Genomic DNA, 25,484 nt, shown 5'->3' with positions numbered 1-25,484 from the left:
AAAAGGAATTACGCGGGACTACAGCATGAAACCAAACGAGAGCTCATTTGATAGATGCTTTGGTCACCGGGCGAACACATTTGTTCGCTGTGGTCTGATCCACTTCGGATTTTGGCTCGCCATATTGGGCCTTTATTGCTGGCGCATCATTCAGCTTGCGGCAAATGGGAGGGATGAACTGGAGTTTTCGAACGTTTGGGAACTATCCGTCGGCATCGTCGCGAGCGGGCTCATCGCATCCTACGCTGCCTCGGCTATCACGTTCCTGCGAAGCGTTTTCCGGGTGAGGAAATTCCTATCAGTTGAAGGCGGCCTGACGTTTCAAAGCTGGGCGATAACCCTCTTTGCTTTCGTAATGCCCATCGTCAACTTCTTCGCGCCGTGGAACCGCCTTGATAGAATCCGGGAAACACTCGAGCACAGGGTAGACACAGGAGAATTTTCAATTGTCCGCCCTGCCAACAATCAGTTGCGGGGGATCGGGATCGCGTGGGGACTTAGCTCCATGTTGGTCTTGAATATAGAACCTCAGAAATTGATCGTTCACATACTATTGTTCATAGCATATTGCCTTCTCGTCGCACTACAGTTCTGGATGTTCATGACTGCGGCGCGGTGGCTGTCAACGCTCCTGCTTGATTTTGATCGTGTGCGTGAAACCGGCCAACTCTCAAACCTCACTCCCCCGTCAGCTTCGCAGCCCGGCGTTCCTTGAACGCCGCCACCGCCTCTTTCCGGTCGCCGAGATAATTGGAGACGCTCTCCCAGCCGATGCTGGCGTCCATCAGCTGGGCGGCCAGCGCGCGCAGGGGGATGTTGGCTGTCGTCTTGGTCCAGCGCACGGCCCATTTGGGGTTGGCGAGGATCTTGCCGGCGATCTCGTCCACCTTCGCGTCCAGCTCACCGGCGGGCACAGCATAGTTGATCAGGCCGAGGCGCTGCGCCTCTTTCGCGTCCAGCAGGTCACCGGTCATCAGAAGCTCCTTCGCCTTAGCAAAGCCGATCAGCTGCGGCCAGATCAGCGCGCCGCCATCCCCGGCCACCAGCCCCACCTTCACATGCGGGTCGCCAATCTTGGCGGTCTCGTCGGCAATGATCACATCGCAGAGCAGCGCAATCGTCGCGCCAAGGCCGGCGGCGGCGCCGTTCATGCGGCAGATGATCGGCTTTTCCATCTGCAGCAGCGTCACCACGATCTGCTTGGCATCCCAGCCAATGGCGCGGAAGCGTTCGGGATGGGCGATCTGTTCCTCGAACCAGTCAAAATCCCCGCCCGCGCAGAAGGCGCGCCCCCTGGCCGAAAGAATGATGAGATCGCTCTCGCTGTCCCGCTGCAGGCAGTTGAAGACGAGGGCGAGTTCTGTATGCATCTGCTCGTCCACCCCGTTTACCGGGTGATCGGAGGTGATATAGGCCGTCAGCACACGCCCCTTGCGCTCGAAGGAGAAACGCTCCCATTTGTCCTGCGTGATATCGTATGCTGCGCTCATCTCTTCCTCCGGACTGTTTTGCCGCCACCCTAGTTTCCGCCTTCCGCCCGGCAAGCCATAAAACCTGGCGCTCCCCTCCCGGCGGCCCTTATTTCCCCCAATTGCGGCCCTATCTCCCGGGGCGAGACGACAGGAGCGCGCGTGAGCCGGCCAGCACTACAGGACTTCCAGGATACAAATGACCCGCTCCATGTGACCCTGGAACGCACGCTGGCGGCCATCGACACGCCCACCATCACCCTGCGACACCTGCTCGACCTGATCGGCGAACAGGGCCTTCTTTTCCTCTGCGCGCTGCTGGCCATTCCCTTCCTGCTGCCCGTTTCCATTCCGGGGGTGAGCGGGGTGTTCGGGCCGGCGATCATCCTGATCGCCGCCGGGATCACCGCCAACCGGATGCCCTGGCTTCCCCGGCGGCTCGCCCGCAAGGAGTTCAATTCCGAGAAGCTAAAGGGCACGCTGGCGCGAGGCATAAAAATTGTCGCGCGGATTGAGCGCGTGGTGCGCCCGCGCCTGCGGGGCATCACCGCCGCCGGCCTGCCCGCACGCCTCAATGGCATGGCGATCATCTTTGCCGCCGTGCTGATGATGGCGCCGTTCGGCCTCGTCCCCTTCACCAACACCCTGCCGGCCTTCGCCATCCTGCTGCTGTCCATCGGCATGTCCCAGCGGGATGGGCTGGTGGTGATTGGCGGCTACCTGTTCATTCTTGCCACCCTGGTCTATTTCGGCGTGCTGATCTGGCTCACCCTGCAGGCAGGCCAGGGCCTTTTCGGTTTCTTCAGCCGCTGACAGGAGTTTCTGCCCATGTCCCGTGATACGCTTTTCCTCCTGCCGCCGGGTTTCGCGGCCAATGGACAGCGGGAGTTCTGCCCGGAATGCGCGGAAATCTGGGGCCTCCTCGCCTGGTATCCGGCGCTGAAGGAAACCGTGGATGTGGTCTATGTCGGCCTCGACCATCCGCGCACGCCGATTGTCAGCCTGCTGGGGCCGGGCAGGCATAACGCGCCCACGCTGGTACTGGCGGCAGACTCTCCCCGCGCGGCAAACGTCACCTACAATCAAGCGAACGGTTACGATTTCCTCCCCTCCGCCCGCCTGATCGCGCGGCATTTCGCAGGGCTCTACGGCACCCCGATGCCGCGCGGGGGCTGATCGCCGCCCCCTTGCCTCCCGCTGCGTCAGGCGCCTCTATCTCCGGCATCCCAACAGAAACGCCCCGGAGGAACCCCGCCCATGCCCGCCAAACCCATCAAGACCCGCATCACCGACATGCTCGGCATCGAGAAGCCGATCATCCAGGCCGCCATGGGCTGGATCGCGCGCTCTCAACTCTCCTCTGCGGTATCGAATGCCGGCGGCATGGGCATCATCGAAACCTCTTCGGGCGAACTCGATGCCATCCGCGAAGAGATCAGAAAGATGAAGACGCTGACCGGCAAGCCCTTCGGCGTGAACGTCGCCCAGGCTTTCGTCCGCGATCCGGACATCATCCCCTTCATCATCGATCAGGGCGTCAAATTCGTCACCACCTCGGCCGGTGACCCGATGAAATACACCGCCACCCTGAAGGAAGCCGGGCTCACCGTCTTCCATGTCGTCCCCTCCCTCGCCGGGGCGATGCGCGCCATTGAGGCGGGCGTGGACGGGCTGATCGTGGAGGGCGGCGAAGGCGGCGGCTTCAAGAACCCGAAAGACGTCGCCTCAATGGTGCTGATCCCGCAGGTCTGCGAGGCGGTGGACGTGCCGGTCGTCGCCGCCGGCGGCATTACCGACGGGCGCAGCATGGCCGCCGCCTTTGCCCTCGGCGCCGAAGGCGTGCTGATGGGCACGCGCATCCTCTCCAGCGCCGAAAGCCCGGTCCATCCCAACTGGAAAGACGCGATCGTGAAGGCCGACGCCACCGATACCGTCTTCCTCAACCGCCAGGGACCCGGCCCCGCTCTGCGCGCCCTGCGCACGCAGCGCACCACGCGCCTTGAGACCGAAGGCAGCCCCAACATCTTTGGCGAGTTTGCAAAGACGCAGGACGTCTATTTCGGCGGCGACCTTGAAGCCGGCATTGCGCTCACCGGCCAGGTGGCAGGCCGCATCAAGGACGTGAAGCCCGTTGCCCAGATCTTCGAGGAAACCCTGGAAGAATACCACCGCATCATCGCGGGCCTCCCCCGCTGAACCGAAACTTACGCTGGCCGGGCCAGAATCGGGGACAAATCGCCCCTTTCTGACCGTTTGGCTGGAAATCTGCGCCCCCGGCGGCTAAACCGCATGCAATCTTCATTGCCAGAGGAAGCATGATGAAAATGACCGATGCTCTTAAGGGCGGCGCTGCTGCTCTTGTTCTTGCTGCCACCGCCGCCTGCGGCGCGCCTGAAGCGGCCAAACCCGAAGCCGAGATCACCAGCCAGATCGAGCTGCCCGAGATCGAGATCAGCGATGCCGAGCTGGAAGGTAACCCCTTCCGCGCCGAGTGGACCGGTCCCTTTGGCGTGCCGCCCTTCGCCGAGATCAAGGACGAGCATTACATGCCGGCGGTCAAGAAGGGCATCGTCGAGATGCGCGCCGAGATCGACGCCATCGTCAGCAATCCCGACGAACCGACCTTCGAAAACACCATCCTGGCGCTGGAAAGATCCGGCCAGTCGCTCGACAAGGTGATCCGCGTCTTCGGCAACATCACCAACACCGACACCAATGACGCGCTCAACGCCCTCGAAGGCGAAATCTATCCAATGCTCACCCGCGAGCAGGATGCCGTCACCTTCAATCCGAAACTCTTCGCCCGCGTGAAGGCGGTCTATGACCAGCGCGACCGCCTCGGCCTCGACGAGCAGGAAGCCCGCCTGCTGGAGCTGACCAATCGCAACTTCGTCCGCGCCGGCGCGAACCTTCCCGCGGCTACCCAAGCCGAAATCGCCAAGCTCAACGCCGAAATCTCCGGCCTGACGACCACCTATGGCCAGAACCTGCTGAACGCCACCAACGCCTTCAAGCTGGAAATCACCGACCCGGCCCGCCTCGGCGGCCTGACGGATGATTTCAAGAACGCCGTGAAGGTGGAAGGCGAAGACAAATGGGCCGTCGGCCTCAGCCGTTCCTTCTTCGAAGGCTTCATGTCGAGCGCCGAAGACCGCGAACTGCGCCAGCAACTGTTTGACGGCTACCGCACCGTGGCCTCCTCCGGCGACTATGACAACGGCCCGCTGGCCATCAAGCTCGCCCAGCTTCGCGCCAAGCGCGCCGAGCTGATGGGCTATAAGAGCCACGCGCATTATGTCCTCGAGCAGCGGATGGCGCACACGCCGGAAGCCGCGCTGGAATTCCTGCAGAAGGTTCTCGAACCCGGCCTCAAGCGCGCCGCCGAGGAACAGGCTGACATGGAACAGATCGCCGGCCATGAAATCCTCGGCCATGACTGGTGGTTCTATTCGGAGAAGGTCCGCCAGGACAAATACGCCTTCGACGAAAACCAGCTGCGCCCCTACTTCCAGCTGGACGCCACCTTCGACGGCGCCTTTGAAGTCGCCTCGCGCCTCTTCAATATCTCCATTGAGCAGGTGGACGTTCCCGGCTGGAATCCGGTCGCCCGCAGCTATGAGGTGAAGGATGCCGCCACCGGCGAACATCTCGGCCTCTTCATGGTCGACATGTATGCCCGTTCGTCCAAGCGCGGCGGCGCCTGGATGAGCTCCTACCGGACTGCCTCGGACATGGACGGCGACCGTATCCGCCCGATCATCACAAATAACATGAACCTGGTGACCCCGGCCGCCGGACAGCCCACCCTGCTCTCGCCCACCGAAGTGGAAACCCTCTTCCACGAATTCGGCCATGGCCTGCACGGCCTGCTGACGCAGATCCGCTATCCGAGCTTCTCGGGTGTCTATGGCGGGCCTGACTATGTCGAGTTCCCCTCCCAGGTGATGGAACACTGGTGGAGCGAGCCGCAGGTCCTGGCGATGTATGCGCGCCACCACAAGACCGGCCAGGTCATCCCGATGGATCTCGTCGACAAGATGAACAATGCCGCGACCTTCAATCAGGGCTTCAAGACGACCGAGTTCATCGCCGCCTCGCTGATCGACCTTCACTGGCACATGCTGTCCTCGGAAGAAGCCGCGAAGATCACCAGCGCACGTGACTTCGAACTGGAAGTGCTTCGCAAGTACAACATCCCGGAAATCATCGAGCCGCGTTACCGCTCGACCTATTTCTCCCACATCTTCGCGGGCGGCTACGCTGCCGGTTACTACTCCTACCTGTGGGCTGAAATTCTGGATGCGGACGGTTTTGACGCGTTCAAACAGTCCGGCGACATCTTCAATCCGGAGATCGCCGCGAAGCTGAAACAGTGGATCTTCGAATCCGGCGGCCTGCGTGAAACCGATGAGCTTTACCGAAACTTCCGCGGTTCTGATCCGGGCATCGAGCCGCTGCTGCGCAATCGCGGCTTCGGTGAGCCCTCCCCTGCCGAAGGCTGATTACCGGCCCTCTGCGCCCAAACAAAAACCCCGCCTCATAGAGGCGGGGTTTTCTGTATCCGGATTGTTCAGGTCAGGCCCGAACCGGTCAGTGGCCGGCGACGGGATCCTTGCAGATCAGGGCCTTGATCTCGTCTTCATTGCGGGCCTTGCGCAGGCCGTCGCGTACGGCCACCTGACGGAAAAACCGGCTGACCTGGGCCAGGGCGCGCAGATGATCTGCCCCTGCCCCATCGGGCGCCAGCAGCATGAAGATCAGATCGCACGGGCGGTCATCAATCGCTTCGAAATCGACCCCATGGGCGAGCCGGAGGAAGCCGCCGACCGGCGCGGAAAGCCCCGGCAGGCGGGCATGCGGGATGGCGACGCCTTCCCCCACACCGGTCGATCCGAGGCGTTCCCGCTCCATCACGGCATCTTCGATGGCGCGGGCGCCGATGCCCGTCGCATCGCTCAGGGCTTCGCACAGGACGTGTATTGCCTGCTTCCGGCTCGTCGCCTCATGAAAGGGGATGATCACCCCACCTTGCAGCAGAGCACTCAGATCGGTGGCCATCAAACAACTTTCCGTGGCGCGTCGCGTTAATTCCGGGGGGTGTTGGCGGGGTCAACCCAACCAATGTGCCCATCGGGGCGGCGGTAGACCATATTAAGGCCGTCATGGCTAGCATTTCTGAACATCAGCGCCGGGACATCCTGCAATTCCAGCTGCATGACTGCCTCAGAAACGGTCATCGTGCGGATCTGAACCTTGGTTTCTGCAACCGTAAGGGGTGCCTCGCCGACCTCGACTCCCGTATCCACAGAATCTTCGGTGTCGTCATCAGCGGCCTGGAACAGGATTTCCGGCGCCATTTCCGCCGGCAGGGCGGGCTGGCCATTGGTGTGGTGGTCCTTCAGGCGGCGCTTGTAGCGGCGCACCCGTTTTTCCATCTTGTCGAGACTGACTTCCAGCGCCGCATAGGGGTCGTTGGCCTTGCCGGTCGATTGCAGGATGATGCCTGACGGCAGGTGAACATTGCAGTCCACTTCCACGAACGGGCCCTGCTGGGACACGAAGACATTGGCGTCGCCGGTGCGGCTGAAATATTTGGAGACCGCCGCTTCAAGCCCCTCCTCGATCCGCCCTCGCAGCGCCTCACCCAGCTCCATGTGTCGACCGGTGATCTGAATTTGCATGGGCGTCTCCTTTGCTTGTGACCATAAGAGCTATCCTTGAGATAAGTATGCCCCAGGAAGCTGCCAGTGGCGACTCACTTCCGTAATGCACCGCCACATCTGTCTGAAATCTAATGTGTTAGCCGCGCGCGGCTCTACGCAATTGTCCTGAGCGGGCGATCCCGGATCATTCGGCGCGCCGGGCATAGCCATGTTTTTTGAGCAGACCGCGCAGCTGGTGATAGGTGAGGCCAAGCGCCTCGGCCGCCCTGCCCTGATGCCCGCCGGCATCTGCCAGCGCGCCATCGATCAGCTGCATCTCGAAGAGGCGGACGGCATCCTCAAAGCCGCGCGCGGGCATTGAGGGCCGCTCGGCAGGCTGAAGCTCTCCGGAGCCGGCGGGGCTGGAAGCGCCCATGAAAACGCCAACGCCGTTGGAGTTTTTTGGCCCCTCATTGGAGGAATGGTTGGAGTTTTTTGAGGCCTCTGTCGGCCGCCAGGGAGAGGCAAAGGGATCGAGCGCAGCAGGCTCGAACCGCACCTGTTCCTGCGGGGCCGACAGCAGCGCGCGATGGGTCAGGCGCTCGGCGAAATTGCGCAGCTCCCTTATGTTGCCCGGCCAGTGCCAGGCCTCGATCGCCTCGAGCGCAGACGGCGCAAATCCCGGAAAATCCTGAGCCATTTCAACCGCCATCCGCCGCGCAAAGAATTGCGCCAGCAGGGTCTTGTCGCCATGGCGCGCCCGCAAGGGCGGCAGGGTCACCACATCGAATGACAGCCGGTCGAGCAGGTCCCAGCGGAACTTTCCCGCCTCTGCCAGCGCCGGTAGATCCCCATTCGTCGCCGCCACGATCCGGACATTGGTGGAGAGCACCTTGGAGCCGCCAACCCTTTGAAATTCCCCATATTCCACGATCCGCAGCAGCTTTTCCTGTACCTGCTGCGAGGCTGTGGCGATCTCGTCGAGGAAGATCGTGCCGCCGTCCGCCATCTCGAACCGGCCGCGCCGCATGTCTGTCGCGCCGGTAAACGCGCCGCGCTCATGGCCAAAAAGCTCTGAATCCAGAAGGGTTTCCGACAGCGCCGCGCAATTGACCTTCACGAACGGGCCTTCCCAGCGCTTTGACAGGAAGTGCAGCCGCTCGCCCACCAGCTCCTTGCCGGTCCCGCGTTCACCGATCACCAGCACGGGCCGGTCCAGCGGCGCCAACCGGCTCGCCTGCTCCAGCGCGCTGAGCCAGGCGGCAGATTCGCCAATGAGGTGAGTTGTCCGCTGCTCCATTTGGTCAAAATAGCCAATTAGACTGGCCATTTCTACCATGTTTTTAGCAAAACAAGCCTTTCCTTCATTAACGCCTAAGCGCCAAAAAGTTTTTTCTCTATATAAATCAACGTATTATGAAATTAATCCCAAACTGGCACGGCTCTTGAAATGGGAGTGGCATCAGGGCGACGGGCGTTGCCAACCACTGAAAACCAAGGACGACACAGAAATGAGCTACCAGGACGATCCCTACACACCGCGCACCGATGCCGGCCGCTTTGGCCGCTGGCTCGCCTCGCGCCGGGCGGAGACGTGGATGTTCTTTGCCGCAGGCGTGCTGCTCGGCGGCCTCTTCTTCTGATCTCCAGCTACGAAAGGAAATTCCCATGGGTCTCTTCTCCCGTCTCGGCGACATCATCAACTCCAACCTCAATGCGATGCTGGATGGCGCCGAAAATCCCGAAAAAATCGCCCGCCTGATCATCCAGGAAATGGAAGACACGCTGGTCGAAGTGCGCACCGCCGCTGCCCGCGCAATGGCCGACAAGAAAGAAATGGAGCGCGAAATCGCCCACTTCACGGCCACCCGGGATGACTGGTCGGCCAAGGCCGAACTCGCCATCGACAAGGGCCGCGAAGACCTCGCCCGCGGCGCGCTGATCGCCAAGCAGAAATGCGAAACCGAAGTCGAGCGCCGTCATCATGCGATGAAGATCGCCGAGGAAGCCTTCGAGCGCCGCCAGGAAGACCTGACGAAGCTCTCGGCCAAGCTCGACGAAGCCAAGGCCAAGCACCGCGCGCTCGTCATGCGCCGCGAAGCAGCTGAACAGCGCATCCGCATGCGCAGCCAGATGTATGATGGCCGCGCCGATGAGGCGATCCTGCGCTACAACCAGCTGGAACGCAAAGTCGACGAGATGGAGGCCTATGCCGATACCATTCGTGGACGTGAACCGAGCCTGGAGCAGGAGTTTGCCGAGCTTGAGCAGAACGAGTCCATCGAGAAGGAACTCGCCGCGCTGAAGGCCCGGAAAGGCAAGGCGCCCGTGAAGAAGTCGGAGGGCTGATCAATGGTCTTTTCGCTGGTCTGCCTCTTTGGCTTCCTGGCTGTCATCTGCACGCCGGGTCTGATCGCCCAGGCGCGTGAGGAACGCGCCGCCGCCGGGGGCAATGAGTAATCATGAGCGAGGCCCTCATCCCTCTGTTTGCCATCATCGCCGTCTTTGTGGTGCTGCCGGGCATGGTGTTTCACTACATCACGCTCTGGCGGCGCCAGAAGACCCTGCAGCCGGACGATGAGCGCATGCTCGAGGATCTCTGGCGCTCCGCCAAGGCAATGGAGCGCCGCATCGAAACCCTCGAATCCCTGCTCGAAGCCCGCAACGCAGAAAGCCCTCGCCCGCCTCCGCGCCCCCGCCGCACCAACTTTGACGAATAAGGAGACAGGAAATGTCCCACCCCTACGACCCCTACCACTCCCCAAACCCGAAACGCTTCTACCGCTCCCGTCAGGACAAGGTCATTTCCGGCGTCTGCGGCGGCATCGCCGAACGCTTTGGCTGGGAACCCATCCTCGTCCGTGTGCTGTTCGTCCTGCTGACGCTTTTCGGCCTCGGCCCGGTCGCCATCATCACCTACATCGTTATCTGGATGATCACGCCCCGCGCGCCAATCGGATACGGCTCGATGAGCCCGGATGAAGACGCTTTCTGGCGCGGCGTTCAGGACCGTCCGCGCGCGACCTTCGGCACCATCAAGTACACCTTCATGGATCTCGACGAGCGCCTGAAGAATCTCGAACGCGCTGTAACCTCGGATGAATGGCGTCTGCGCCAGGAATTCCGGGACCTCGAAAAAGGCAACTGACCGGGCAAACCGCCCACCCACACCTACTCCGCCCAAGGACCGGATCAATGAAACAGGGGCATCTCGTGCATAACAACTGGCTACTCGGCGGACTGGCCGTCGCAATCCTGGCGGCCACCGTCATCCTCAGCTCCATCGCAGGCAACATGTCACTGGAAGTGGCAGGCCTCTCGGTGAACCTTGAACGCCACGAAAATGGCGGCGTCCGGGTCTTCTTCGTTCAGGCGCCCTGAGGCTCAGCGCGCCTTCCTCAGACGCCGGAGGATCTGCCGCGACGGGCTCACGGCCCTGAGGGATGGCATATCCGCCGGCGCCGGACTTCCGCAGAGCGCCGAAACCACAATGCCTGCCGCCCAGGGCGCCCAGGTAAAGCCCCGGCTGCCAAATCCACCAGTCACATATACGCCCGGCAAGACCGGCGACTCCTCCGGCGCCGTCCTCCCATCCCAGGCCGCAGACATCGCTTCGGCATCGGGCGCTTCGCCGATCAGGGGCAGCCGGTCTGGCGTGGTGGCCCTTACCGAAGCGCGCGATACTGCTCCCCCCTTCTGCGCCTCATGCACCCACCAGGGCCAGAGCGCAGTCAGCCCCTCCAGATTCTCCGCCCGCGCGGCCTCGCTGATGGCCGCGCTGTCGCCGTCTCCGGCCGGCTCGAAAGTCGCGCCCCAGAGACGCTCTTGCCCGAGCGCAATACAATATGTGCCCGAAGCAATGGCCGAAGGCGGAGCGTTTACAGCGCCCGTCAGATGCTCCACCTGCCCCTGCCGGCCCGTAAGTTCCAGCGCCGGCATCAGCGTGCGCAGCGCCATGCCGCTGGCGAGCACGACGGCGTCAAACGCCTCGCCATTCACGCGGCGCGCGGCAAGGTCCACCTCGGGCACGCCGCCCAGGCGCAGCTCAATCCCCTCCAGCAGAGAAGAGACAATCTGCCTTGGACGGAGGATCATCGCGCGCTTGTGCAGCAGGCCGCCGCCGGCAATTGCCTCCAGGTCTTCCAGAGGAAAGGGCGGATCGGCCAGCAGCTTCTCAAACCGCTTCACCTCGGTCTCGTTTCGTGGCGGCTGGCGCACATCGGTCAGCTCGGCGCCGCAGCGGCCGCGATAGAACTCCCGCGCAGCGAGATAGGCATCGATCAGCAGGCGCGCTTCGGCGGTCTCCCCCGCATCCAGGCGCGGCATCATCAAGCCCAGCCGATTGCCACTTGCGCCGGAGGCTGGCTCCGGGGACGGATCAAACACAACAGCCTCGACGCCCGCCAGCGCCAGCCGGTGAGCAACGCACGCGCCCGCAATCCCCGCCCCCAGCACCGCCACCCGCCGGGGCGGCGAAAGCGCGGCCGCCTCGCCTGGAAAGAACGCTTCCAGCCGCTGGCGCTTGCGGCCATGGCCCTCGGCCTTGCGCACCTCAAACCCGGCTGCCGAGAGCCCGCGGCGCACGTAGCCGGCGACGGTAAACGTCGCAGCCCGCGCGCCGGGCGCAGAACGCGCCGCGATCAGAGGGAAAATCTCTTCCGCCCACATCCCGGAATTCTTCGCGGGGCTGAACCCGTCCAGGAACCAGGCATCGGCCAGGAAACGGCTGGCGGGCAGCGTCTGCGCGATCTCGCCCAGATGCAGGATGAGATCGACCCCGTCTTCCTCGAAAATGAGATGCCGCGCGCCCTTCACCGGCCCCGGCCAGCGCGCCAGCAGCTGATCTGCCAGCGGGCGAAGTTCCGGCCATGTTTCAAACGCCCGCGCCGCGTCTTCCGCTTTCAGCGGAAAAGCCTCGAAGCTGACAAAGCTGAGCCGCGCCTGCGGATGGGGCCGATGCTGCCGCCAGAGCTGCCAGAGGGCGAGGAAATTGAGGCCGGTGCCAAAGCCGGTTTCGGCCACGGTGAATTGTCGCCGCCCGGCCCAGGCGTCCGGCAGGCTGCAGCCCTTCAGGAACACTGCCCGCGTCTCGGCAAGGCCGTCCTCCACCGAGAAATACACGTCGCCGAATGCGGTCGCGACGGGAGTTCCGTCCTCCCGCCATTCGATCTCCGGATGGGTCAGCAGCCGCGTCATGGCCCCTGCCCTAGCCCGCCCGGCCGGAAATGGGAACGGGGCCAGGCATTGCGCTTTTGCCGCGCCTGCCCCACCTTCGCCCCAAAGCTAGCAAAGGAGCCCAGCATGAGCGATCTGGACGTCAAACGCGAGGACGGCCCAACCGGCGGACGCTACTTCGTCACCATCGATGGCCACACGGCCGAGATGACCTATTCCAAGGCAGGGGCCACGCGCCTCATCATCGACCATACCGGCGTGCCCGACGCGCTGCGCGGCAAGGGCGCAGGCCAGGCGATGGTGCTGCGCGCGGTGGAAGACGCCCGCGCGGCCGGCATCAAGATCATTCCCCTCTGCCCCTTCGCCAAGGCGCAGATCGGGAAACATCCCGAATGGCAGGATGTGCTCGCCTGAGCTTGGCGCGGCAGGAGGCAGACCAATGGGCATCCTTTTGAGAATCCTCGGTATTCTATGGATACTGGGCGGGCTTGGCATGACCGCAGCGGCCGCCTTCAGCGCCATCACCAGCAGCGCTGAAAGCAGCACCGTCTACACAATCGGTGCTTTCATCGGGGCCGGGCTCGTCCTCACGCCCATCTGGCTGACTGGCATTGCCTTCTTCCTCCTGCCCGGCTGGATCCGTAAACAGCTTGCCAGCAAACAGACGGACATCTTCGCATGAGCCAGACCATCACCCATGACGCCGCCCGCCAGCGCTACAGCCTGATCCTCGACGGCGTGGAAGGCTACCTCACCTATGAGCGCCGCCAGCCGGGTGTACGCCACATCACGCATACCATCGTGCCCGATGCCATCGGCGGACGCGGCATCGGCAAACGCCTCGTCACCGCCATCATGGAAGACATCCAGGCAGCCGGCGAAAAAGTCACCTCCGCCTGCTGGTATGCCAGCGGCGTGATCGACAAGACGCCCGAATGGGCGGCCCTGAAAGCCTGACAGGATGCCAAGACCCAAACCCTTCTGGAAAACCAAGACCCTGGAGGAAATGACCCCGGAGGAATGGGAAAGCCTGTGTGATGGCTGCGGCAAATGCTGTGTCGTCAAGCTTGAGGATGAAGACACCGGGGCCCTCGCCTATACGCGCCTTCACTGCAAGCTGCTCGACGGCAGCACCTGCCAGTGCTCCGACTATGCCAACCGCCGCCAGCATGTGCCCGACTGCGTGCAGCTGACCCCCGTCGTGGTCGAACAGGTCGATTGGCTGCCGCGCACTTGCGCCTACCGGCTGATCGATGAGGGCAAGCCCCTGCCCGCCTGGCACCACCTCGTCTGCGGTGACCGCGAGCGCATCCATGAACTCGGCCACTCCGTCCGTGGACAAACGGTCTCGGAAGAGACCGTTTTCGAGGAAAACGAGATCGACTGGGTCATCGACTGGGAAGGCACTGAGCCTTAGAGGCTTGCCCCTTCAGACCGCCATCTTCAGCCATCCTTAACGGCGCCGTGGCACCCTGACTGGATGGACGTTCTGCCCGCCTTCCTTGACCATCTGACCCGTGAGCGCCGCATGGCCGCCAAGACGGTGGAAGCCTATGGCAGCGACCTTTCCTTCTTCGTTGCCTTCCTGCGCGTGCATATGGGCGGGGAGCCCTCCCTCGCCATGCTGGCAGACGTCCGCGCCCGGGACATACGCGCCTACCTTGCCGAGCGCCGCCGGGAAGGCCTTTCGGACGCGACCGTGGCGCGCATCCTCTCTTCCATCAAGGCGCTTTACCGCTGGGTGGACCGCGCCCATGGCATCAACAATGCCGAGGTCGGCTATCTGCAAGGCCCCCGCCGGCCCCAGCGCCTGCCCCGCCCGGTCTCCATCGATGCCGCGCGCGATCTCATCTCCGAAGCCGAAAGCGAGCCCGATCAGGAGCCCTGGATCGGCGCGCGGGACGCCGCCGTGCTTTCCCTGCTTTATGGCGCGGGTCTGCGTATCTCAGAAGCCCTCAGCCTGACGGGCGCTGACCTTCCGGCCCCGGAGCGCCTGCGCATCAAGGGCAAGGGCGGCAAGGTACGCATCGTGCCGCTGATCCCGGCGGTGCGCGAGGCGATCCATTTGTATACGGAAATTTGCCCCTGGGCGCTCACCCGCGACAAGCCCCTCTTCCGCGGCGCCAAGGGCGGCGCCCTCAATCCGCGCCTGATCCAGGGCCTGATGCAGAAGATGCGCGGCTATCTCGGCCTGCCGGAAACGGCCACGCCCCACGCCCTGCGCCACGCCTTCGCCACGCATCTGCTGGCAAACGGGGCCGACCTGCGCGCCATCCAGACGCTGCTCGGCCACGCCTCCCTCTCAACCACGCAGGTCTATACCGGCATCGATTCCTCGCGCCTGCGCGAGGTTCACGCCGCCGCCCACCCGCGCGCCTGAAGTCGCCTCAGGGCGCGAGCTGCGCCGTCAGCGCGTCCGCCAGAAGCCGTCCGCTCTCGGTGAGGGAAAGCTCTGATCCCTGCATTTTCACCCAGCCCTGCTCGGCAAACACCGCCAGCTTGTCGCGGGGCACCTGCTTGCCGGAAACAAGCTCCACCCGGCGCAGGTCAACGCCCTCTGCCGCGCGCAGGCCCATGGCCAGCAACTCGCGCGCAATGTCGAGCGGCGGCAGCTTGCCGGCATCCGCCCAGCCTTCCTGCAGCATCTGCACGCCGGCGATATAGGCTTCCGGGCGCCGCTCGGCCTCGGTGGCATAGCGGTTGCCGCTGACCGAGAGGCGGCCATGCGCGCCGGGACCCACTCCGATCCAGTCCCCACCCCGCCAGTAGACGAGATTGTGGCGCGACTGATGCGCCGGCGAAACGGCGTGGTTGGACACTTCATAGGCCGGCAGTCCGGCCCGCGCTGTCATCTGCTGGGTAAGTTCGTAAAGGTCTGCCTGCGCATCATCCGGCATCGGAACAATATCCCCCCGCGCGGCCGCCTTGCCAAAGGCCGTCGCCGGCTCGAAGGTCAGTTCATAGAGCGACAGGTGCGGCGCCCCCAGCGCGAGGGCGTCGGCGAGTTCCGCCTCCCAATTGGCCGGCGACTGGCCGGGCCGCGCATAGATGAGATCCATCGACACGGACTCGAACACTTTCAGCGCCCGCTTCACCGCTTCAGCGCCCGCCTCGGCATCATGATCGCGGCCCAGGAAAGCCAGCGCAGCGTCCCGCATGGACTGCACGCCCACTGACAGGCGCGTGACCCCTGCCCGGCGCAGCCCCGGAAGGTCTGCCCTCAGAACATCGTTGGGATTGGCCTCAAGGGTTATCTCCGCGCCCTCCTTGATGCCAAATGTGTCAGACGCTGCTTTGAGGATTTCCGCCACCTGCTCGGGTCGCAGCAGGGCGGGCGTGCCCCCGCCGAAATACACCGTATCGAGCGCCCCATGCTCGGGCAACTTGCGGCGATGAGCGCGAATATCGGCGGCGATGGCCGACACCAGCGGCTCGGTCACCCGGTCCTTGGCGGCATAGACGTTGAAATCGCAATACGGGCAGACCCGCGTGCAATACGGCCAGTGAACGTAAAGACCGAAACCGAAATGCGGGCCGAAGGGCGCAAAAACCTGGGTCATGCGAGCAGCGCCGCGCGCAGCTTTTCAACCGCCCGCGCCCTGTGGCTCATCGCATGTTTCCGCGCCGGTTCCATTTCGCCGAAGGTTTCGGTTTCGCCCTCGGCCACGAAGACGGGGTCATAGCCAAACCCCTTCTCCCCCCGCGGCGGCCAGACGAGCGCGCCATGCACCTCGCCCTCATACACAGCTTCCGTACCGTCCGGCCAGGCAACCGCCAACGCGCAGACGAATTTCGCCGACCGGTCTGCCGATCCTGATGCTTTCAACGCCGCCTCCACCTTTTCCATCGCCTTGTAGAAATCGCGCGGCTCCCCGGCCCAGCGCGCCGAATGGATGCCCGGCTGGCCGCCAAGCGCTGTCACCGACAGGCCCGAATCATCCGACAGGGCCGGCAGGCCCGTCGCCTTCACAGCGGCGCGCGCTTTCAACAGAGCGTTGCCTGAAAAACTATTCTCGGTTTCTTCTGGTTCATCCAGACCGAGTTCCAGGGCAGAAACAACCTCAAAACCATGGGGCGCGAACAGATCTTTCAGTTCGGACACCTTGCCCTTGTTGTGTGTAGCTGCCACGAGTTTTCCGGGCACGAGGCGGGGCATAGCCGTAGCTTTATTCACAGATATGTGGCTCCATTCTTGCTTTATGCGCGAATGCATATATCGTTATTCGGTAATAACGGGACGGCGCACTGGCAAAGTTCCTCTTCATAAACCATCAACCAAGCAGGGTGAAAAGGCCGGGTATGACAAAGACAGGCCGGAATTCCATGGCAGAGGCGATGACAGTGCTGGTCACTGTCGCGATGTGGATTGCAGGCGCCTTCGGCGTCATCGGCATTCCCGTACTGGCTCTGGGCCTGATCGCCAGCCTTTCCAATGGTGAAGCCTCCCTGCCCGGCATAGAGGCGCTGGCGGACGGCGTATCGCCGGGCAGCTTCGTCATCGCGCTCGGCCTGCTCTGCGTCATCGTGCCGGGGGTGATCTTCATCTGCATCCAGATGCGCCGCATCCTGCTGACCCTGGTGGAGGGCGACCCCTTCGTGCCGGAGAATGCCGGCCGCCTCTCCCGCATCGGCATTGCCATTGCTGCGATGGAAATCATCCGGATCGCCACCCTTCTGGTGGTCCGCGCCATGCCCAGCCTCGTCGGAGACGCGCCGCCAAAGCTCTCAACCCAGCTCATACTGTGGATTTCCGTGGCAGCGCTGTTCATCCTTTCCCAAGTCTTCCGGGAAGGCACCCGCCTTCGCGACGAAGAAAAAATGACGATCTGAGGAGCACAGACGGACATGACCATTCGCGTGACCCTCGACCGTGTGCTTCTGGAACGCCGTATGTCGCTGACCGAGCTTTCCGAGCGCGTGGGCGTAACCCTCGCCAACCTCTCCATCCTGAAAACCGGCAAGGCCAAGGCAATCCGCTTCTCGACGCTGGAAGCGCTCTGCCGCGAGCTCAAATGCCAGCCGGGCGACCTGCTCGTCTTCGACACCGAAGGCGAAGAAGACGAACACCAGGTCGCGGCTGAATAGGGCTCAGAGCCCCAGCGCCGCCCTCTGTGCAGCGAACAGCTCCATGCAGCCCTTCTCGGCCAGGCGCATCATCTCGTCCAGCTCCGGGCGCGACATCGGGCGGGATTCGCCCGTGCCCTGCACTTCGATGAACCCGCCATCCGAGCTCATCACGACATTCATATCCGCTTCGCCCGCCGAATCCTCAGGATAGTCCACGTCCAGCACCGGTGCGTCCTGGAAAAGGCCGACCGAGATGGCCGCTGCCTGTTTCAGGATCGGGTCCGCCTTGATCACGCCTTCGGTCTGCAGGTAGCGGCAGGCCATGGCGAGGGCCACAAAGCCGCCGGTGATCGACGCCGTGCGCGTGCCGCCATCGGCCTGGATCACATCGCAGTCGATGGTGAGCGTGTTTTCGCCCAGCGCCGCGAGGTTTACCACCGAGCGCATGGAGCGCCCGATCAGGCGCTGGATTTCCTGCGTCCGGCCAGACTGTTTGCCCGCCGCCGCTTCCCGGCGCCCGCGCGTGTGGGTGGCGCGCGGCAGCATGCCGTATTCGCCGGTCACCCAGCCTTCGCCCTTGCCCTTCATCCAGCCGGGCACGCCCTTCTCCCAGCTGGCGGTACACAGCACATGCGTATGGCCGAACTTTGCCAGGCACGAGCCCTCGGCATACCGCGTCACGCCGGTTTCGAGCGAAATCGGGCGCAGCTGGTCAAAAGCGCGGCCCGAGGGGCGAACAAGATTTGGCATCTTCGGGAATCCTTCTAGCTGATGGCCTGATTTGCGGGTTTTGCCGCGCCTGTCTACACCGGCAGCTGTCAACGGGAGAGCAGAAAAGCGATGGCCACGGATATCGAGATTGCCCGCGCGGCAAAGAAACAGCCGATCCAGGATGTTGCCGCCCGCATCGGCGCGGCCCCGGAAGACATCATCCCCTACGGCCACGACAAGGCAAAACTCTCGGCCGCCTTCCTCCAGCGCCAGTCCGCCCGCCCCGATGGCAAGCTGATCCTCGTCACCGCCATCAACCCCACCCCGGCCGGCGAAGGCAAGACCACCACCTCCATCGGCCTCGCGGACGCCATGAACCGCATCGGCGCGGGTACCCTCCTCTGCCTGCGCGAGCCATCCCTTGGCCCCTGCTTCGGCATGAAGGGCGGCGCCACCGGCGGGGGCCTCGCCCAGATCGTGCCGATGGAAGACATCAACCTGCATTTCACCGGCGACTTCCACGCCATCACGTCTGCCCACAACCTCCTCTCCGCCCTCGTCGACAACCACATCCATTGGGGCGGCGAGCCAAAGCTCGACACCGTCCGCACCAGCTGGCGCCGCGTGATGGACATGAACGACCGCAGCCTGAGGAATATCGTCTCCGGCCTCGGCGGCCCCGGCAATGGCAGCCCATCGGAAACCGGCTTTGACATCACCGTCGCCTCCGAAGTGATGGCGATCCTGTGCCTTGCGACCGATGCTGCCGACCTTGAAGCCCGCCTCTCCCGCATCATCGTCGGCTATACGCGCGAGAAAGAGCCCGTCACCGCCGCCGGCATCAAGGCCACCGGCGCGATGATGGCCCTCTTGCGTGACGCGATGCTGCCAAACCTTGTCCAGACGCTGGAAAACAATCCCTGCCTCGTGCATGGCGGCCCCTTCGCCAACATCGCCCATGGCTGCAACTCCGTGATCGCCACACGCGCGGCCCTGAAAATGGCGGACTATGTCGTCACCGAAGCCGGCTTCGGCGCAGACCTGGGCGCGGAGAAATTCCTCAACATCAAATGCCGCCAGGCCGGCCTTGCGCCAGACGCCGTCGTGCTGGTGGCCACCATCCGTGCCCTGAAGATGCATGGCGGCCTCGCCAAGAGCGATCTGGGCAAGGTCAGCTATGAAGCCCTTGAAAAAGGCCTTGCCAATCTCGCCCGCCATATCGAAAACCTGCGCAGCTTCGGCCTGCCCGTGGTCGTGGCCATCAACCGCTTCACCACCGACACCGAAGGCGAAGTCAACGCGCTTGAGGCCTATTGCGAAAAACTCTCCGTACCCGTCGCGCTCTGCACGCATTGGGCCGAAGGTGGCAAGGGCGCGGAAGACCTCGCCCGCAGCGTGGTCAAACTGATCGAAGAGGGCACTGCCAGCTTCAAACCGCTCTACCCGGACAATCTCTCCCTCCTGGAAAAGATCGAGACGGTGGCCAAATCCATCTACCGGGCCGGCCGCGTCGAAACCACCCGCGCCGTCAGAAACCAGCTCGCCGCCTGGGAAAAGGCCGGCTTCGGCCACCTGCCCGTCTGCATGGCCAAAACCCAGTACAGCTTCTCCACCGATCCGGCCCTGCTCGGCGCGCCGGAAGGCCATGTCGTGCGTCTGCGCGAAGTGCGTCTCGCTGCCGGGGCAGGCTTCGTCGTCGCCATCTGCGGCGACATCATGACCATGCCGGGCCTCCCCCGCCACCCCGCCGCCGAACACATCCACCTCAACGCTCAGGGCCAGATCGAAGGGCTGAACTAGCCCCCCTATTGAACCGGGCATGATCCGCCCTTAATCCAGAGACATGGCGGACCAGTCGGAAATCCTCAGCCTCATGCAGCGGCTCGACCAGCGCTCCCGGAACATCTTCCGGGAGATTGTCGAGGGCTATCTGGCCACGGGCGAGCCCGTCGGCTCCCGCACCCTCTCCAAGGCGGGCATCGCTCTCTCCCCGGCCTCGATCCGCAATGTGATGGCCGATCTGACCGATCTTGGCCTGCTCGACGCCCCCCACATCTCCGCCGGCCGCGCGCCCACCCATAAGGGCCTGCGCCTCTTCGTCGACGGCTTCCTCGAATACGGCGACCCTTCGCGCGAAGACAAGAAACAGATCGACGACCGCCTCGCCTCTGCCGGAACCGACATTGAGGCGGTGCTGGGCGAAGCCTCCGACATCCTCTCCGGTCTTGCCGGCGGAGCGGGGCTAGTCGCCTCCCCGGCGCGCGACGCAGCCGTCCGCCATGTCGAATTCGTGCCGCTGGCGGGCGGGGATGCCCTCTGCGTCCTCGTCACCGAAGACGGCGACGTTGAAAACCGCATCCTGAAAGTGCCTGACGGCCTGCCCGCCACCTCCCTGATCGAGGCAGGCAACTACCTCTCCACCCGCCTGAAAGGCCGCACGCTGGCTGAAGCTTCTGCCGAAGTGCGCGCCGAACTGCAGGAGCGCCGCGCGATGCTGGACGCGGCCACCTCGGCCCTCGTCGAGGCGGGTCTGGCCGAATGGGGCGGCGATACGCCGGGCCGGGGCCGCAGCCTGATCGTGCGCGGCCGGGCCAATCTGCTGGAAGACGCCAAGGCCGCCCAGGACCTCGACCGGGTGCGGCAATTGTTCAATGAGCTGGAACGGCAGCAAAGCCTGCTTGAAATTCTCGACACAACGCGCGAAGCGGGCGGCGTGCGCCTGTTCATCGGGTCGGAAAACAGGCTTTTTCCGCTGTCTGGTTCAAGTGTGATCGTGGCACCCTATATGGGCGGCACAAAACATGTGATCGGGGCACTCGGCGTGATCGGGCCAACACGGCTCAATTATGCCAGGGTCATCCCGATGGTTGATTATACCGCAAAGGTCGTGGGGGAGATCCTCTCGTCCCGGCGCGGAAAGGATGGGAAGTGATGAGCGACGAAAACAAACCGGGTGAAGCCGCTGAACTCGACGCCGGTGTAAACCCTGAAGCCAAGACTGAAGAGGTCCTGACGGCCGAGGAGCTGATTGTGCGCCTTGAGGCCGAGAAGGCCGACATGAACGGCCAGATCCTGCGCCTGCTGGCTGACCTCGACAACACCCGCAAGCGGGCCGACCGCCAGGTCAGCGAAGCGCGTATCTACGCCATCGAGAAATTCGCCGCTGACCTGCTCAGCGTGTCGGACAATCTCGCCCGCGCCCTCGGCGCCCTGCCCGAAGGCGAGCGCGAAGGCCTCACCGATGCCGGGAAAAACCTCCTCGGCGGCATCGAGATGACGGCCAAGGAGCTCAACACCGCCCTCTCCCGCCACGGCGTCGTGCCGGTCGCGGCAGACCCTGGCGCGCCGTTTGATCCCAATGTGCATCAGGCCGTGGCACAAATCCCGTCCGACCAGCCCTCGGGCACCATCGCCCAGCTCTTCCAGCCGGGCTGGCGCATTGGCGAGCGCACCCTGCGCGCCGCCATGGTCGCCGTCAGCACTGGCCCGGCAAACTGAAGGCCCATACGGCAAAGGCGCGGGATCAATCCCGCGCCACCCGCCACGCCGTAACCGTGCCCGGCAGCCAGTTGGGCACAATCACCACATCGCCGAACACTGACAGGTCATTCTGCAGAATGCCGTCCGCCTGCGTATCCAGCAGCGTCGTCACCTGCCCGCCCTCGCTGACATAATGGATCTGCCCCGGCCAGCTCGACACCAGATACCCGCCGCCCGGCACCAGCCCCACGCCATCGGCGTCCTTCATGCCGCGCGCCAGGATGTCCTCAGAATCCGCGCTGCGCAGTTCGATCAGATAGCCTTCGGTCATCGTCGTGATCAGCAGCCGGTCGCCATCGCCCAGCACGCCATTGATGCCTGCCCAGTCGGTTGACGCGCCCAGCAGCTGCGGCCCCTCCGGCGTCAGCCGGTGGATGCTCGCCGCGCCGGAATCGGATACCAGCACCTCGCCCTGCCAGACGGTCATGTCGTTCAGCATCCTGGCGCCATCGATACTGATCGTGTCCCCTTTTGTCCCGGTATGGACATCGAATGCCACCACCCGGTCGATATCGGCCACATACAGCGTATCGCCCAGCACCGTCATGCCCTTGGGCGCGTCCAGCCCCTCGGCCCAGCGCTGCATCAGGACGGTTCCGTCCGTCCCCAGCTTGGAGATGAAACCCTTGCCTTCGCGCGTGCTGCCGTCCCCGGCCACATTGGAGATGAAATAGCTGCCATCAGGCGCCAGCGCAGCCCCTTCGGGCGCGTCAAATCCGGCCGTCACCCAGAGCTGTTCCAGCCGCGGCGCGCTCGCCGCCGCCGTCTCCGGCCCGGCAGCTTCCTCAGCCGCTACCGCCGCCTCGATGGCGCCGGCCTCGTGCGGCGGAGCCTGCGCAGGCCCGCACCCGCTGAGCATAAGGGACATCGCCGCCATACCGGCGGCCGCAAACAGGCGCATGAGATCCTCCCGGAGTTTTCTGGAACGAACCCTGCCTCAGCCCGGCCCGGCTGGCCAGCCATGCCGCCGGATAAAGCGCGGCCCGCTCAGGCTGGCTGGACCGGCCCGACGCCGCCAGCCTCCTCCCCGGCAGGCAAAGGCCGCTTCCCGCCAAGGCCGATCCGCTCCCACACCCGCTCATGCAGCGTATAGGCCACCGTCTGCACCAGCGGCTCGATCATCCCGATCGCCAGCGCGGCATGCCAGCTGCCCGTCAGCGCAAAGGCAACGGTGATGGCCACGGCAAAGTGCATGGCGCTGTAGGTCAGGGTCTTCAGGGCCGGACGCGGCATGGGGGGAAACCTCATTCTCATGAGAAGAGATATGCCCGCCTTGAGAATCATTTTCAAATCGGAACGGGTTGCCCGCGTCATAGAGCGCGCCTATGGGGCAAATCTGTATTGGCCTCTTGAGCCTGACACAGAGTTCCCCATATCGACGGCCAAAGAAGCGAGCGGATTTAACCTCCCAACTCGCTGCTCAAAACTGAACCCTTGATAGAGCCATTGGTGCCGCGGGGCTGCTGAGCAGACCGAACCCAAACGAAGCCAGTGGCGGCTGACAAAAGAGAGAGACATATATGAGCAAGATCATCGGCATCGACCTTGGCACCACCAACTCGTGCGTCGCCGTCATGGAAGGCGGCGAGGCAAAGGTCATCGAGAATTCCGAAGGCAACCGCACGACCCCGTCGGTCGTCGCCTTCAACGAAAGCGGCGAACGCCTCATCGGCATGCCCGCCCGCCGCCAGGCCGTCACCAACCCGGACTTCACCTTCTACGCCATCAAGCGTCTGATCGGGCGCACCTTCGATGACCCGACGGCGCAGAAGGATAAAGAGCTTTCCCCCTTCGCCATCGTCAAGGGCCCAGCCGGCGACGCCTGGGTCAAGGGCCGCGACAAGGACTACGCGCCGCAGGAAATCTCCGCCTTCATTCTCACCAAGATGAAGGAAACCGCCGAGGCCTATCTCGGCGCCAAGGTCACCCAGGCCGTCATCACCGTCCCGGCCTATTTCAACGACGCCCAGCGTCAGGCCACCAAGGACGCGGGCAAGATCGCCGGCCTTGAAGTGCTGCGCATCATCAACGAACCGACAGCTGCCGCCCTCGCCTACGGCCTAGACAAGTCGGGCAACAAGACCATCGCGGTCTACGACCTTGGCGGCGGCACATTCGACGTCTCGCTGCTCGAAATCGGCGACGGCGTGTTTGAAGTCCTCTCCACCAATGGCGACACCTTCCTCGGCGGGGAAGACTTCGACATCCGCATCGTCGATTTCCTCGCAGCCGAATTCAAGAAGGATCAGGGCATCGACCTGAAGGCCGACAAGCTCGCCCTCCAGCGCCTCAAGGAAGAAGCCGAGAAAGCCAAGAAGGAGCTCTCGTCCACGTCGCAATACGAAGTGAACCTCCCCTTCATCACCGCGGACGCCACGGGGCCGAAACACCTCAACATCAAGCTGACCCGCGCCAAGTTCGAAAGCCTCGTCCAGGATCTGGTCGACCGCACCATCGAGCCCTGCCGCAAGGCCCTGAAAGACGCTGGCAAGACGCCGGCCGACATTGACGAAGTCGTCCTCGTCGGCGGCATGACCCGCATGCCCGCCGTTCAGGAAGCGGTGAAAAAGTTCTTCGGCAAGGAACCCCACAAGGGCGTCAACCCGGATGAAGTCGTCGCCATCGGCGCCGCGATCCAGGGCGGCATCCTGCAGGGCGACGTGAAGGACGTTGTCCTCCTCGACGTCACCCCGCTCTCGCTCGGCATCGAAACGCTCGGCGGTGTCTTCACCCGCCTGATCGAGCGCAACACCACGATCCCGACGAAGAAGTCGCAAGTCTTCTCCACCGCTGAGGACAACCAGCCTGCCGTGACCATCAAGGTCGCCCAGGGCGAGCGCGAAATGGCCGCTGACAACAAGCAGCTTGGCCAGTTCAACCTCGAAGGCATTGCGCCTGCCCCGCGCGGCCTGCCGCAGATCGAGGTCACGTTTGATATTGATGCCAACGGCATCGTCTCGGTCTCGGCCAAGGACAAGGCGACCGGCAAGGAACAGCAGATCACCATCCAGGCAGATGGTGGCCTCTCCGAAGCCGACATCAAGAAGATGATGGCCGAGGCCGAAGCCAATGCCGGGGCCGACAAGGCCCGCCGCGAACTGGTCGAAGCGAAAAACCATGCCGAAGCCCTGATCCACCAGACCGAAAAGCAGATGATCGAGCATGGCTCGAAAGTCTCCGACGCGGTCAAAGGCGAGATCGAAAAGGCCATCGCTGACCTGAAAGAGGCCGCGGCCGGCGACAACACCGCCGACATCTCGGCCAAGCATCAGGCCCTGATGAATGCCGCGATGAAACTCGGCGAAGCCATCTATGCCGCTTCGGGCGCTGGCGCCGCTGAGGGTGAAGACGCGTCCCAGTCCGGTAATGACGATGTGGTCGATGCCGACTTTGAAGAAGTCGACGAGCGCAAGTAAGATCAGGCCCTCCTGACACAGACAGAACCCCGCCGGAGCAATCTGGCGGGGTTTTTTCTTGTCTCCCCCTGTCCCGCCCGTGACCGCGCCTGTCCGGATTTGTCCAAGATTGTCCAAATCTGTCCTCTGGCTGACCGCACCTGTCCTTGCAGCGCCGTTGGAGTTTCTTGGAGTTTTCCGGAAAAAACGCCAACCGCGCCGCGCCCCACCCCAGCCCTCCCCGCCAGCGGGGAGGGGGCACGTTCCGCCACCGGAAAGCCTCCCTCTCCCTACAGAGCAACAGGCCCCCTCCCCATGACCATGGGGAGGGATGGGGTGGGGCCCCTCTCCCTACAACGCACCATCGGCGAAAAAATCAGGGCATAAGCCTGCCCCCTATCCACCCCCCAAACCCCAGCGCCCACAGCACATCCCGCCCCAAATCCCCCGCCCAATCCGCCGGGACCGGCCGCCCCACTATCCTT

Annotated in this window: 31 protein-coding genes; 21 read left to right on the top strand and 10 right to left on the bottom strand. The window is 63.8% G+C overall.

Annotation, left to right across the window (positions count from 1 at the left end):
- Positions 1 to 25: 25 nt before the first annotated feature.
- The gene (locus C0456_RS14435; protein WP_291053515.1) at positions 26 to 715 is read left to right on the top strand and encodes a hypothetical protein; all 690 of its coding nucleotides are present in this window, start codon (positions 26 to 28) and stop codon (positions 713 to 715) included.
- Here C0456_RS14435 and C0456_RS14430 read toward each other — a convergent pair.
- Positions 678 to 1,490, bottom strand: coding sequence for an enoyl-CoA hydratase/isomerase family protein (locus tag C0456_RS14430; RefSeq protein WP_291053512.1), 813 nt, complete (start codon positions 1,488 to 1,490; stop codon positions 678 to 680). The two genes, C0456_RS14435 and C0456_RS14430, sit on opposite strands and share 38 nt — an antisense overlap.
- 141 nt (positions 1,491 to 1,631) lie before the next feature.
- On the opposite strand from C0456_RS14430, the gene C0456_RS14425 reads away from it, so the two are divergent.
- The 4 genes from C0456_RS14425 (at position 1,632) to C0456_RS14410 (ending at position 5,971) form a co-directional block, all read left to right on the top strand.
- Positions 1,632 to 2,282 (top strand): exopolysaccharide biosynthesis protein, encoded by a 651-nt coding sequence (locus C0456_RS14425; protein WP_291053509.1) that lies wholly within the window; start codon positions 1,632 to 1,634, stop codon positions 2,280 to 2,282.
- Between the two features lie 15 nt (positions 2,283 to 2,297).
- The gene (locus C0456_RS14420) at positions 2,298 to 2,645 is read left to right on the top strand and encodes a DUF3088 family protein (RefSeq protein ID WP_291053506.1); all 348 of its coding nucleotides are present in this window, start codon (positions 2,298 to 2,300) and stop codon (positions 2,643 to 2,645) included.
- An 81-nt stretch (positions 2,646 to 2,726) separates the two neighbouring features.
- Positions 2,727 to 3,665 (top strand): nitronate monooxygenase, encoded by a 939-nt coding sequence (locus C0456_RS14415; RefSeq protein ID WP_291053503.1) that lies wholly within the window; start codon positions 2,727 to 2,729, stop codon positions 3,663 to 3,665.
- Positions 3,666 to 3,793: 128 nt separating this feature from the next.
- The gene (locus C0456_RS14410) at positions 3,794 to 5,971 is read left to right on the top strand and encodes a M3 family metallopeptidase (protein WP_291053500.1); all 2,178 of its coding nucleotides are present in this window, start codon (positions 3,794 to 3,796) and stop codon (positions 5,969 to 5,971) included.
- A gap of 88 nt (positions 5,972 to 6,059) precedes the next feature.
- Here C0456_RS14410 and C0456_RS14405 read toward each other — a convergent pair whose 3' ends face one another.
- The 3 genes from C0456_RS14405 to pspF form a co-directional block, all read right to left on the bottom strand.
- Positions 6,060 to 6,527 (bottom strand): PTS sugar transporter subunit IIA, encoded by a 468-nt coding sequence (locus tag C0456_RS14405; protein WP_291053497.1) that lies wholly within the window; start codon positions 6,525 to 6,527, stop codon positions 6,060 to 6,062.
- Positions 6,528 to 6,553: 26 nt separating this feature from the next.
- On the bottom strand, positions 6,554 to 7,150 hold the full coding sequence (raiA, locus tag C0456_RS14400; protein WP_291053495.1) for a ribosome-associated translation inhibitor RaiA: 597 nt from the start codon (positions 7,148 to 7,150) through the stop codon (positions 6,554 to 6,556).
- A gap of 166 nt (positions 7,151 to 7,316) precedes the next feature.
- Positions 7,317 to 8,411 (bottom strand): phage shock protein operon transcriptional activator, encoded by a 1,095-nt coding sequence (pspF, locus tag C0456_RS14395; RefSeq protein WP_291053493.1) that lies wholly within the window; start codon positions 8,409 to 8,411, stop codon positions 7,317 to 7,319.
- A gap of 211 nt (positions 8,412 to 8,622) precedes the next feature.
- Between pspF and C0456_RS14390 the strand changes: the two genes are divergently transcribed.
- The 5 genes from C0456_RS14390 (at position 8,623) to C0456_RS14370 (ending at position 10,492) form a co-directional block, all read left to right on the top strand.
- Positions 8,623 to 8,754 (top strand): hypothetical protein, encoded by a 132-nt coding sequence (locus C0456_RS14390; RefSeq protein WP_255417544.1) that lies wholly within the window; start codon positions 8,623 to 8,625, stop codon positions 8,752 to 8,754.
- Positions 8,755 to 8,779: 25 nt separating this feature from the next.
- Positions 8,780 to 9,460, top strand: coding sequence for a phage shock protein PspA (gene pspA / locus C0456_RS14385; protein WP_291053491.1), 681 nt, complete (start codon positions 8,780 to 8,782; stop codon positions 9,458 to 9,460).
- Positions 9,461 to 9,573: 113 nt separating this feature from the next.
- Entirely contained in the window at positions 9,574 to 9,831 is a 258-nt protein-coding gene (pspB, locus tag C0456_RS14380) for an envelope stress response membrane protein PspB (protein ID WP_291053489.1), read from the top strand.
- 11 nt (positions 9,832 to 9,842) lie between these two features.
- On the top strand, positions 9,843 to 10,259 hold the full coding sequence (gene pspC, locus C0456_RS14375; protein ID WP_291053486.1) for an envelope stress response membrane protein PspC: 417 nt from the start codon (positions 9,843 to 9,845) through the stop codon (positions 10,257 to 10,259).
- 47 nt (positions 10,260 to 10,306) lie between these two features.
- Positions 10,307 to 10,492 carry a hypothetical protein gene (locus C0456_RS14370; protein WP_035600407.1) on the top strand — a complete coding sequence of 62 codons (186 nt, stop codon included), beginning with the start codon at positions 10,307 to 10,309 and terminating at the stop codon, positions 10,490 to 10,492.
- Between the two features lie 3 nt (positions 10,493 to 10,495).
- Here C0456_RS14370 and mnmC read toward each other — a convergent pair whose 3' ends face one another.
- Complete coding sequence (mnmC, locus tag C0456_RS14365) at positions 10,496 to 12,307, bottom strand: FAD-dependent 5-carboxymethylaminomethyl-2-thiouridine(34) oxidoreductase MnmC (RefSeq protein WP_291053484.1); 1,812 nt, start codon at positions 12,305 to 12,307, stop codon at positions 10,496 to 10,498.
- Between the two features lie 105 nt (positions 12,308 to 12,412).
- On the opposite strand from mnmC, the gene C0456_RS14360 reads away from it, so the two are divergent.
- The 5 genes from C0456_RS14360 to C0456_RS14340 all read left to right on the top strand — a co-directional run bounded on the left by C0456_RS14360 (position 12,413) and on the right by C0456_RS14340 (position 14,666).
- Positions 12,413 to 12,700, top strand: coding sequence for a GNAT family N-acetyltransferase (locus C0456_RS14360; RefSeq protein ID WP_291053481.1), 288 nt, complete (start codon positions 12,413 to 12,415; stop codon positions 12,698 to 12,700).
- Between the two features lie 25 nt (positions 12,701 to 12,725).
- Positions 12,726 to 12,968, top strand: a complete 243-nt coding sequence (locus C0456_RS14355; protein ID WP_291053478.1) for a hypothetical protein — start codon at positions 12,726 to 12,728, stop codon at positions 12,966 to 12,968.
- A complete protein-coding gene (locus C0456_RS14350) occupies positions 12,965 to 13,243 on the top strand; it encodes a GNAT family N-acetyltransferase (protein ID WP_291053475.1) in 279 nt (92 codons plus the stop codon). The genes C0456_RS14355 and C0456_RS14350 overlap by 4 nt, the downstream gene beginning before the upstream one ends.
- 4 nt (positions 13,244 to 13,247) lie before the next feature.
- Positions 13,248 to 13,703 carry a YcgN family cysteine cluster protein gene (locus C0456_RS14345; RefSeq protein WP_291053473.1) on the top strand — a complete coding sequence of 152 codons (456 nt, stop codon included), beginning with the start codon at positions 13,248 to 13,250 and terminating at the stop codon, positions 13,701 to 13,703.
- A 63-nt stretch (positions 13,704 to 13,766) separates the two neighbouring features.
- Entirely contained in the window at positions 13,767 to 14,666 is a 900-nt protein-coding gene (locus C0456_RS14340; protein ID WP_291053471.1) for a tyrosine recombinase XerC, read from the top strand.
- Positions 14,667 to 14,673: 7 nt separating this feature from the next.
- On the opposite strand, the gene hemW is transcribed toward C0456_RS14340, so the two are convergent.
- Together hemW and rdgB are read right to left on the bottom strand one after the other, a co-directional pair.
- Positions 14,674 to 15,846: a radical SAM family heme chaperone HemW gene (gene hemW / locus C0456_RS14335; protein WP_291053469.1), complete on the bottom strand. Its 1,173-nt coding sequence runs from the start codon at positions 15,844 to 15,846 to the stop codon at positions 14,674 to 14,676.
- A complete protein-coding gene (gene rdgB, locus C0456_RS14330; RefSeq protein WP_367179282.1) occupies positions 15,843 to 16,442 on the bottom strand; it encodes an RdgB/HAM1 family non-canonical purine NTP pyrophosphatase in 600 nt (199 codons plus the stop codon). Before rdgB ends, hemW begins: the two co-directional genes overlap by 4 nt.
- Positions 16,443 to 16,585: 143 nt before the next feature.
- Between rdgB and C0456_RS14325 the strand changes: the two genes are divergently transcribed.
- Both C0456_RS14325 and C0456_RS14320 read left to right on the top strand, forming a co-directional pair.
- Positions 16,586 to 17,116, top strand: a complete 531-nt coding sequence (locus C0456_RS14325; RefSeq protein WP_291053464.1) for a DUF2975 domain-containing protein — start codon at positions 16,586 to 16,588, stop codon at positions 17,114 to 17,116.
- 15 nt (positions 17,117 to 17,131) lie between these two features.
- Positions 17,132 to 17,371 carry a helix-turn-helix transcriptional regulator gene (locus C0456_RS14320; protein ID WP_291053461.1) on the top strand — a complete coding sequence of 80 codons (240 nt, stop codon included), beginning with the start codon at positions 17,132 to 17,134 and terminating at the stop codon, positions 17,369 to 17,371.
- A 3-nt stretch (positions 17,372 to 17,374) separates the two neighbouring features.
- Here the strand turns inward: C0456_RS14320 and rph are convergent, their stop codons facing one another.
- On the bottom strand, positions 17,375 to 18,103 hold the full coding sequence (rph, locus tag C0456_RS14315) for a ribonuclease PH (protein ID WP_291053459.1): 729 nt from the start codon (positions 18,101 to 18,103) through the stop codon (positions 17,375 to 17,377).
- Positions 18,104 to 18,193: 90 nt separating this feature from the next.
- Here rph and C0456_RS14310 point away from each other — a divergent pair, with 90 nt between their 5' ends.
- The 3 genes from C0456_RS14310 to C0456_RS14300 are packed head-to-tail and all read left to right on the top strand — an operon-like array spanning position 18,194 to position 21,562.
- On the top strand, positions 18,194 to 19,864 hold the full coding sequence (locus tag C0456_RS14310; protein WP_291053457.1) for a formate--tetrahydrofolate ligase: 1,671 nt from the start codon (positions 18,194 to 18,196) through the stop codon (positions 19,862 to 19,864).
- Between the two features lie 43 nt (positions 19,865 to 19,907).
- Positions 19,908 to 20,996 carry a heat-inducible transcriptional repressor HrcA gene (gene hrcA / locus C0456_RS14305; RefSeq protein ID WP_291053454.1) on the top strand — a complete coding sequence of 363 codons (1,089 nt, stop codon included), beginning with the start codon at positions 19,908 to 19,910 and terminating at the stop codon, positions 20,994 to 20,996.
- Positions 20,996 to 21,562, top strand: coding sequence for a nucleotide exchange factor GrpE (locus tag C0456_RS14300; RefSeq protein WP_291053451.1), 567 nt, complete (start codon positions 20,996 to 20,998; stop codon positions 21,560 to 21,562). The genes hrcA and C0456_RS14300 overlap by 1 nt, the downstream gene beginning before the upstream one ends.
- Before the next feature lie 25 nt (positions 21,563 to 21,587).
- Here the strand turns inward: C0456_RS14300 and C0456_RS14295 are convergent, their stop codons facing one another.
- Together C0456_RS14295 and C0456_RS14290 are read right to left on the bottom strand one after the other, a co-directional pair.
- The gene (locus C0456_RS14295) at positions 21,588 to 22,505 is read right to left on the bottom strand and encodes a hypothetical protein (protein ID WP_291053448.1); all 918 of its coding nucleotides are present in this window, start codon (positions 22,503 to 22,505) and stop codon (positions 21,588 to 21,590) included.
- Between the two features lie 86 nt (positions 22,506 to 22,591).
- Entirely contained in the window at positions 22,592 to 22,837 is a 246-nt protein-coding gene (locus tag C0456_RS14290) for a DUF2061 domain-containing protein (protein WP_291053445.1), read from the bottom strand.
- 287 nt (positions 22,838 to 23,124) lie between these two features.
- On the opposite strand from C0456_RS14290, the gene dnaK reads away from it, so the two are divergent.
- Entirely contained in the window at positions 23,125 to 25,020 is a 1,896-nt protein-coding gene (gene dnaK, locus C0456_RS14285) for a molecular chaperone DnaK (protein WP_291053442.1), read from the top strand.
- The last annotated feature ends 464 nt before the right edge of the window (positions 25,021 to 25,484 follow it).

This window comes from Hyphomonas sp. (assembly GCF_013823385.1).
In the GTDB taxonomy this organism is placed as follows: Bacteria; Pseudomonadota; Alphaproteobacteria; order Caulobacterales; family Hyphomonadaceae; genus Hyphomonas.
Note: the sequence above shows the minus strand (reverse complement) of the source record. Positions and strands in the feature narration are given on the sequence as shown.